General features: G+C 69.7%; 1 protein-coding gene. It reads left to right on the top strand.

Annotated elements, in window-relative coordinates:
• A partial coding sequence (locus KUM44_RS44435; RefSeq protein ID WP_217215493.1) for an SDR family NAD(P)-dependent oxidoreductase occupies nt 1–661 on the top strand: 661 nt, incomplete at both ends.

The raw sequence follows: 661 nt of genomic DNA on the forward strand, positions 1-661 counted from the left end.
CCCTGTACGGCAGTGGAACCCGACCGGGACGGTGCTGATCACCGGTGGTACCGGTGGTGTCGGCGGGCATCTGGCGCGCTGGCTGGCCAAGGAGGGCGCCGAGCGTCTCCTGCTCGTCAGCCGTAGCGGCGGGCAGGCCGAAGGCGCCGCCGAACTCGCCGATGAAATAGGCGAGCTGGGTGCAGAGCTGACCTTCGTCGCGTGTGACGTGACCGACCGGGACGGGCTTGCCGAGGTGCTCGCCGGGATCCCGGCCGAGCACCCCCTGACCGCCGTATTCCACACCGCGGGTGTGTCCGGTTACGAGCAGCTCGCCGTCGCCGGTCCCGAACACTTCACCGAGGTGCTCTCCGCCCGTGTGGTGGGGGCGCGTCATCTGGACGACCTGACCACCGAACTCGGCCTGGAACTCGACGCGTTCGTGGTGTTCTCGTCGGGTGCCGCGGTGTGGGGGAGTGCGGGTAATGGGGCGAATGCGGCGGCTGGTGGGTTCCTGGATGGTCTGATCCGGGCTCGTCGGGCGCGTGGTGTGGTGGGTTCGTCGGTGTCGTGGGGTGGTTGGCGGGCCACGGCGATGGCGGTGGGTGATACGGCGGAGCAGTTGTCGCGGCGTGGTGTGGGTTTGCTGGAGCCGGAGTTGGCGGTTCGGGCGTTGCGGCAG

The sequence above is a fragment of the Streptomyces sp. AC550_RSS872 genome, assembly GCF_019049285.1.
Classification (GTDB): Bacteria; Actinomycetota; Actinomycetes; order Streptomycetales; family Streptomycetaceae; genus Streptomyces.